Source organism: Saccharomonospora iraqiensis subsp. paurometabolica YIM 90007 (assembly GCF_000231035.2).
GTDB classification, from domain to species: Bacteria; Actinomycetota; Actinomycetes; order Mycobacteriales; family Pseudonocardiaceae; genus Saccharomonospora; species Saccharomonospora paurometabolica.
The window spans coordinates 290,859-297,877 of sequence record NZ_KI912247.1 but is presented as its reverse complement, the minus strand read 5'-3'; the positions used below and the strand labels follow the sequence as shown (position 1 = coordinate 297,877).

6 protein-coding genes and 1 pseudogene are annotated in these 7,019 nt (G+C 66.4%); 4 read left to right on the top strand and 3 right to left on the bottom strand.

Going from position 1 to position 7,019, the window contains the following annotated elements; all coding sequences use genetic code 11:
* A pseudogene (locus SACPADRAFT_RS33050) lies at positions 1-419 on the bottom strand (hypothetical protein); the annotation flags it as partial.
* A gap of 237 nt (positions 420-656) precedes the next feature.
* Positions 657-1,487 carry a poly(ethylene terephthalate) hydrolase family protein gene (locus SACPADRAFT_RS0215720; RefSeq protein WP_007025774.1) on the bottom strand — a complete coding sequence of 277 codons (831 nt, stop codon included), beginning with the start codon at positions 1,485-1,487 and terminating at the stop codon, positions 657-659.
* Positions 1,488-1,872: 385 nt separating this feature from the next.
* Between SACPADRAFT_RS0215720 and SACPADRAFT_RS30675 the strand changes: the two genes are divergently transcribed.
* The 4 genes from SACPADRAFT_RS30675 to SACPADRAFT_RS0215705 all read left to right on the top strand — a co-directional run bounded on the left by SACPADRAFT_RS30675 (position 1,873) and on the right by SACPADRAFT_RS0215705 (position 4,121).
* Positions 1,873-2,586 (top strand): hypothetical protein, encoded by a 714-nt coding sequence (locus SACPADRAFT_RS30675; RefSeq protein ID WP_007025775.1) that lies wholly within the window; start codon positions 1,873-1,875, stop codon positions 2,584-2,586.
* 3 nt (positions 2,587-2,589) lie between these two features.
* A complete protein-coding gene (locus SACPADRAFT_RS0215715; RefSeq protein WP_007025776.1) occupies positions 2,590-2,904 on the top strand; it encodes a hypothetical protein in 315 nt (104 codons plus the stop codon).
* A 21-nt stretch (positions 2,905-2,925) separates the two neighbouring features.
* Positions 2,926-3,672 (top strand): hypothetical protein, encoded by a 747-nt coding sequence (locus SACPADRAFT_RS0215710; RefSeq protein ID WP_007025777.1) that lies wholly within the window; start codon positions 2,926-2,928, stop codon positions 3,670-3,672.
* Positions 3,673-3,737: 65 nt separating this feature from the next.
* A complete protein-coding gene (locus tag SACPADRAFT_RS0215705) occupies positions 3,738-4,121 on the top strand; it encodes a hypothetical protein (RefSeq protein ID WP_233357192.1) in 384 nt (127 codons plus the stop codon).
* A gap of 357 nt (positions 4,122-4,478) precedes the next feature.
* Here SACPADRAFT_RS0215705 and SACPADRAFT_RS0215700 read toward each other — a convergent pair.
* Positions 4,479-7,019, bottom strand: a 2,541-nt coding sequence (locus SACPADRAFT_RS0215700; protein WP_007025779.1) for an AAA domain-containing protein, incomplete at its 5' end; no start/stop codon positions are given.

Below are 7,019 nucleotides of genomic sequence, written 5' to 3'. Positions count from 1 at the left end.
GGCGCCGACGTTGACGGCTGGTACGCGGCGGGCGTGGCCGGTGCGGGCTCGGGCCGGCCGGCGCCGTAGACCTCGCGGCGCAGGCGGGTCTGCTGGACGCAGGCGGCGGCGATGACGGTCAGTGCCAGCAACCCGCCGATGACGCTGATCGGGTCACCCTCCGGCGCCTCGCCCGTCGCGGGGTCGGTGGGAGTCACAGCGACGAGGATCAACAGGACCAGCGTGGCGGCACCGTAGATCGCGGTGAGTCGCTTGTCCGAGGGACGGCGGAGCCGGACCGCGGCGTGCGCGAACGGCACCCAGGCGAGAATTCCCATCGACGCGACGGTGACCACGAAGTACCAGCGCCCCGCGAGGGTGCCCGGCGTGCCCGACGTCGGGTGCGACCGCGGCCCGGGCGGCTTGTCGTATGCGGTCATGGAGACCTCCGTTCGTCCGCGTCGGTGGTGTGTCGTGCGACGCCGACCGAACATTACTGCGCAACGCGGACGTCACCGCCGCCCCTCGGCGCGGATCACACCGAGGGAGTGTGCCGTGAAGGACTCCCTGCCTGCACCGAACGCAGCGAAGGACCCCTTCACTGCACGCAACGCAGGGAAGGGGTCCTTCACGGCACACCCCGGTCGCCGCTCGGAGCGGACGGGACGCGGAGGGGGTCAGCTCAGGTTCTTCTGCTGGACGTCCCACTCGGTTTGGCACAGGCCGCAGTTCGGGCCGGCGAACTGAACGCGCGCATCGGGGTCACCCTTGAGCTGCCAGTCCAGCCACTCCACGCCGACCCGGCCGAACTCGCCGCCGTTGGGCTCCTCGAACGTGCCGTAGTGGCCGACGTCGAGGTTGCCCATGAACGCGGGCAGGTCGGCGGGCAGGCGGCTCCAGTCGTCCATGGCGTTGTCGTAGGCGATGTCCTCGGGGCCGCCGATGAAGTAGGCGATCGGCGCGTGCAGGTCGTCCAGCAGGCGCTTGTCCCACGAGCTCATGAGGCCGCTGTTCCACATCACGGTGGTGGTGATGCGTGGGTCGTCGGCCACCTCCATGGTCTCCAGGCCGCCGCAGGACTGGCCCATCACCGCGATGTTGTCGGTGTCGAGCTTGCCGTAGTAGTCGCTCCACGGCCGCGAGTTGCGCTCGATCGCCCAGTCGACGGCGTCGATGAGCATGTCGGCGTCGGTGGAGCCGGACCCGCCGGGCTCGCCGTTCGCGATGACCAGGTAGCCGTGCGAGGCGAACTCGGTGAGGATGTTCTCGAACCACGTCCCGTCGGCGCGGCAGGCGCCGTTGCCCCAGGCCACGATCGGCATCTTCTCGTCGGTCGGGAGCGTGTCGGGGCGGTAGACGGTGTGGTCGGGCAGGGTGAGCGTGGTGTCGTAGCTCGCGGGGTAGGGCCCCGTGCCGCCGGTCTGCGCGGCGGCGGTGGTCGGTGCCACCAGGGCGGCGAGCGACAGCGCCGTCGCCGCGACGAGGACGCGGCTCATCAGCCGTTTCATTCCGGTGCCTCCTTGCGCCTGAGGAGTCAGGTTCGGCGTTCAAGGAAGCAGCCAGAGACGGTGCGCGTCACCGGGTTCGCGGGGGAACCGGCGAAAGTGCCGATGGGGCCACCGATCCCGCGCTGCGCGGGACGTCCGACACACGTCGCAGGTCAGCTCAGGCAGTAGATCACACGTCGTGGATCAGAACTGCGATTCCGGACGACATCGACGTCGATGGTGGCGGCGCACAAGGACGCGAGTAGGCACGATCATCCACACGCTCAGGTTCGTAGACCGCTCAGACCACCGAAACGCAGTGGAAGAGCACTCCTCAGCAGAAGCTTCTAGGCAAATTGATACAAGTCTCTACGCTCTCTGAGCAGGCTGTCGTAAGGTTCCCGACATGGACGACCGGAGGTGGGGCTTCGAGGAAGCCGAGGACTGGGAGTACGAAGAGACGGGAAGACGGTCCGACAACGCCACCGACCCAGGGGACACACTGGTCGGGCAGGATGCCGACCAAATAGTCCAGGTGGTCGTATCACCTGAGGCAGCTGTCGTCGCCGTGCGGCTGTCACCACGATGGCGTCAAACGGTCGACCCACGTGCCCTCCACACAAGCGTGCTTTCGGCCGCGAACACCGCAACGCTGAACGCACTCGCCCGCAACCTTGAAGAGGTAGACTCTTCAGCAGCAGCCGCCCCGTCGAACGACGCTGGCAGCGGCGAGTCAGCATTGAGCACTCAGGACGTGGAGCGTTTACTCAATGCTGTTGACGCCGAGCTTCACGAGTTCACCGCGAAATTGTCAGCCATTATCGACCATCCAGTGCGGATAGAAAGTGCCGGCGGACATGTCCGCGGCTCAGCTCAGCGCGGCCAGGTGCTCACACTGGACATCGACAGCGCGTGGGCAGGCCGAGCCCGGCATACGGAAATCGAAACAGAACTCATCGAAGTCCTACAAGGTCTACACAAAGCCAGCACCCCGGGTGATATCGCCGGAGGCCCGAGCGGTAGCGCGATTTCCGAACTAATGGGTTTGGCCGCAGACCCTGGTCGGCTCATGCGACGACTCGGCATGCCGACAAACCCCGACCCCACTGAGAGGAAGTAGCACATGGTTGACGTCAAGACGGCGGTAACCGCCCTACAGTCCGACGCGGATATCTGGGATGATGCGGCGGATGATTTAGACGCGCCCCTGAAGGCGATCAGTTCGCTCGGACTGACGGGCCGCGACGTGTCGATGTACGGTGTCGACAGGGGCATCGATACTGCCTACGCTAGCGCGCAAAGCGCCCTGGAAGATATGCTGACTCAAGCGATACAAAATTTTCGCAATCTCGCAGGCACGTTACGAAAAGCTGCCGAGTTGTACGGGTACACCGAGACCGACAATCAACAGCGGATCAAAGACGTTCTCGACAACTAATAGGCGATTGGACAATTTAACGTGACGAGCAGTGCAATCGGGCAGGCGAACGACAAGCTCGACGAGCTCCAGCGGAAAATCGATGAGTTCTTCGAAAAAGTCAACGATACTTTGAGCTGGGTGCCCGACTGGGCCTCGAACTTAATCGAGCCTATTCAGCACGGTATGAATGATCTGCGACAGAAGATAAACGAGTTCTGGGACCGAGTCAACCAGTTATTCGACCAGCCAGGGAGTCCGACCCGACTCCACCAGGTTGCCGAAGACTGGATCAACAAAGTCAGCAACGTCATCGGCGACGTCGCCGGCAATGTCAGCCTCGATAAGATGCAGACCAACTTGGACTGGGAGGGCCGGGGAGCGGAAGCATACAAAGCCACAGTACCAGAACAAGTCGACGGACTAGACTCGGTAAAGGACCTGGCTAGCCAATTGCGTAGTTCGCTGGACAACCTCGGCAACGGAATCGAGACGTTCTGGACAGCGATAACTATTGCGGCTGTAACTTTCTTGGTCGGCGTGGCCGGTGCAATTGTGGGCGCGGCCACTGTCGTGGGTATCCCCGCCGCTATCGCCGCTCTCGCTGGTGCAGCCGGCGTCGCAATTGGGCTTGTTAGTACTGCGATCACGTCGCTTCAGTCACTGACGAACACGATCTCGACCGAGCAGACCACCATATCGCAAAAGGTACATGACCTTGGCGAGAGTTGGGCAATGTCAAATACCGGCGCCATGCAGGAGAAGTCCGATTGGAACGTGATGCAGTGATAGCAATTCGTTCCACTGCGCGATTCTTTGCCAGCGTCACAATCAGTCTCACTATCGTCGTATTTGTGACACTGATCTGGCTAGGCGTTACCGCACCCATAGCAGCTAACCCACTGTTCTACATCGGCCTGATATTTCTTGGCGGCGGAGCGCTGAGTCTACTGTCCGTCGGGGTTGGCGTGGCGATCACTGGCACACGTGCTCGCACCACCCTGGAGCTCGATCTCCGATTCTACGGAAGCATTCGGCGGCTGGCGCTCGCCATGTGGATTTTCGCGATCGCCACCGATGCACTCGGTGTTCTGGTGGTGCTCGCGACTGCGGACGGCCGGGGTGGCACGGCCCTGAGCACGGGCACGGTGACCCTCGCTTTGGCCATGGCCGCGCTCACCGTGGTTTGGCTTGGCATCACCTCTGTCGTCATGCGACGCGTGCTGCCCTCTCGCTGACGCAAGCCCAGTGGCCGGGTTCGGCGGACGGACATCGACTCGTTGCGCCTGTCCAGCTATAGGTCGGCCGCACATCACATACCAGGAGAGTCGGCTTGGTAAGGCATAGCGCGGGCGGCCTGCTGGAGGCCGGGGAAGAAATCGTGGCCGCCACGTACCCAGTAGCGGGCGATCAGACCCGCATGGTGCAGGGACAACAACGTGCCCTCCGGCCGCCTGCGCGTGCAGGCACTCGCACAGCCGCGTCCAGGCGTCCGCAACGTAGGTGCGGGGGCCACGCTGGATCTCGCTTTCCTTCGGATCCCACCGTGCGAGCATGCCGGACCGGACCTGCCCGCCGCGGCGATCGTACGGCTGTCAGTGCCGCTGTCGGGCCAGTTCCAGCGCTGGGAGCAGCTGCTCCCGGGTGCGCTGGTACAGCCGCCCGATGCCGAACGCCTGCAACGCGGCGCGCAGCACCGTCTCGTCGTCGTCGCGGTCGACGTCGGCCGCGCGCCGCATGAGCGCGGCGAGCTCGCGCACCGGCACCTCCTCGACCGACCGGGGGCCGACCTCCCGCACCGGCTCCGGTGACTGCTCCGGGAGCCGGAAGGCGGCGGGCTTGACCCCGGCACGGCCGAACGGGTCGTCCCGCACCAGCTCGCCCTGCCGCACGGCGTAGCTGATCACTGAGTTCAGCTTGCTGACGATCTGCTTGCCGAGTCGTTGCCCGCCGGAGGCGCGGACGTAGACCTGGCGGAGCCGGTCGCCGGTGATCGGGCCCTCCACGGCGACGATCTCGCGCAGGCCCGCGAGGATCGTGCCGCGCACCGCCTGCACCGACGCCACCGTGCCCCGGAACTCGACGTACGGTTCGGGGGCTCGGGGGGCGTCCGCACGGTGGGGCTCCGTCCCGGTGCCGTGCGCCTGCGGTTCCTCACCGGTGTCGGCGTCGGTGGCCGCGTCCGTGTCCGCATCGGCTTCGGCCTCCGCTCCCGCCGCGGATCCGGTTTCCACCGCACCCTCTACTCCCGCCGCCGCGCGGCCCACCGGAGCCCTGGTACCCGTCTCGGTCTCCGTCTCGAGCTCGGTCTCCGTCGCGGGCTCGGGCTCGGGAACGGGCTCGGGAACGGGAACGGTGTCGACCTCCGGGGCAGCGTTCTCCAGGACGGTTCCCGGTGCGGAGGATGAAGCCGGTCCGGACACCGGATCCGTGTTGACGGCACCGTCCGAGATGTCCATCCCGGTACCGTCCACAACGGACGTTGGTGCCGCGGCCGGTCCACCGCCGGACGGGTATATTCCCAAGTCCCGCAACAGGTCCCACAGTCCGCTCAGCACCGCCGACGGGTCGGCGTAGAACAGGGACTCGGGGATGCGGAAGAACCGCCACCCGCACCGTTCCAGATCGCGCTGCCGGGCGAGGTCGTGTTCGAACTGATCGGGGCCGTGCCACTCGTCGCCGTCGCACTCGACGGCCAGGCGGGTCTGCCCGCCCAGCACCACCAGGTCGATGCGGTACCCGGCGGCCTCGTACTGCGGCAGCACGGTGTACCCGCGGTCGATGATCCGGTTGTACACGCGCTGCTCGAACAGCGAGTCGAACGGCGCCACCGGCGTGTCCTCCGGCACCGGACGCACCCCGCCGTCGGCGGCGCCCTCGGCACCGGACTCCTCCCGGTTGATCACCCCGTAGCAGTAGTCCAACAGCTGGAACCGCATGTCCTCGGGGTTGTGCAGCTCGTCCCGGCCGAGCGAGTGGAACACCCAGAGCTGGTCCTTGGCGCGGGAGACCGCGACGTTGTACCGCTGCACGTACATGTCGGCCGTCAACGCGGCCAGCCGCCTGCCCTCCTCGGCCACGGAGACCATCGACAGGAACATCACGTCCCGCTCGGAGCCCTGGAAGTCCGCCGCGTCGCCGCAGCGCAGATCCCGCGCGGACCACTCCGGACCCGGGATCCGCTCCATCAACAGGTTCTGGATGTACTTCGCCTGCTGCTGACCGAGCAGGGAGATGACGCCGAACGTCTTCCCGTCGTAGCGCGGGTCGTTCAGGCATTCCTCGACCTGCGCCACGAGGCGTTCGGCCTCGGCCGGGTTCGTCTTGTTGCCCGCCTGGTAGCCGTCCTCGACGTGGAGGGCTCGGATCGGGTCGAGCCGGTCGCTGCCGTACTGGCGCACCGGGACGAGGCGGATGTTGTCCGGCTCGTAGGCGATCCGGTTGGAGAAGCCGATGATCTCCGGCACGCAGCGGCGGTGCTCGGTCAGCGTGATCAGACCGCCGTAGCGCATCTTCGCCTCGTCGAACAGGCTGCGCTTCGGGTCCTCCCAGGACGCGCGGTAGCGGTCGTGGGTGAGGTACTGGCGGGCCAGGTCGCGCAGCTCCCGCTGATCGACGCCGACCGCCGTGGGTGAGACCTGCTTGTCGTCCCCGATGACGACGATCTTCGGCGCGAGGTACTGGAGGAAGGTCGCCTCCAGCCCCGCCTGGGACGCCTCGTCGACGATCACGACGTCGAACATGTCCGGCTGGACCCGGAACTGCTCGGCGATCCGGTACAGCGGCATGATCCACACCGGCACCGCGGGGCGGCAGCGTTCCATCGCCCTGCGGATGTCGGCCTTGCGCTCCGCGGCGTACTTGCCGCTCAGTTTGCCGCCGCGTTTGACCAGCTGCGCGTACTGCGTCAGGTCGGCCTTCGCGGTGCCGTCCAGCCGTTCCGGAGAGGCGGCGTAATCCCACGCGCGCCGGGCGGCGAGGGTGCCGACCTGCGCGTGGATCTCGTCCTCGATCGTGACGACGCGCTGCTGCAGGGCGTTGGTGTCGGTGGATTCCTGCGCCGCCAGCCACGTCGCCGTGGCGGCCCAGGCCCACGCCCGCTCGAACGCCCCGAGCCGCTCCCGCCACGTGTCGTC

Excerpts from the sequence above, each read along its gene's own strand:
- SACPADRAFT_RS30675 (WP_007025775.1), top strand. The coding sequence starts at position 1,873 with ATGGACGACCGGAGGTGGGGCTTCGAGGAAGCCGAGGACTGGGAGTAC.
- SACPADRAFT_RS0215715 (WP_007025776.1), top strand. The coding sequence starts at position 2,590 with ATGGTTGACGTCAAGACGGCGGTAACCGCCCTACAGTCCGACGCGGAT.
- SACPADRAFT_RS0215720 (WP_007025774.1), bottom strand. The coding sequence starts at position 1,487 with ATGAAACGGCTGATGAGCCGCGTCCTCGTCGCGGCGACGGCGCTGTCG.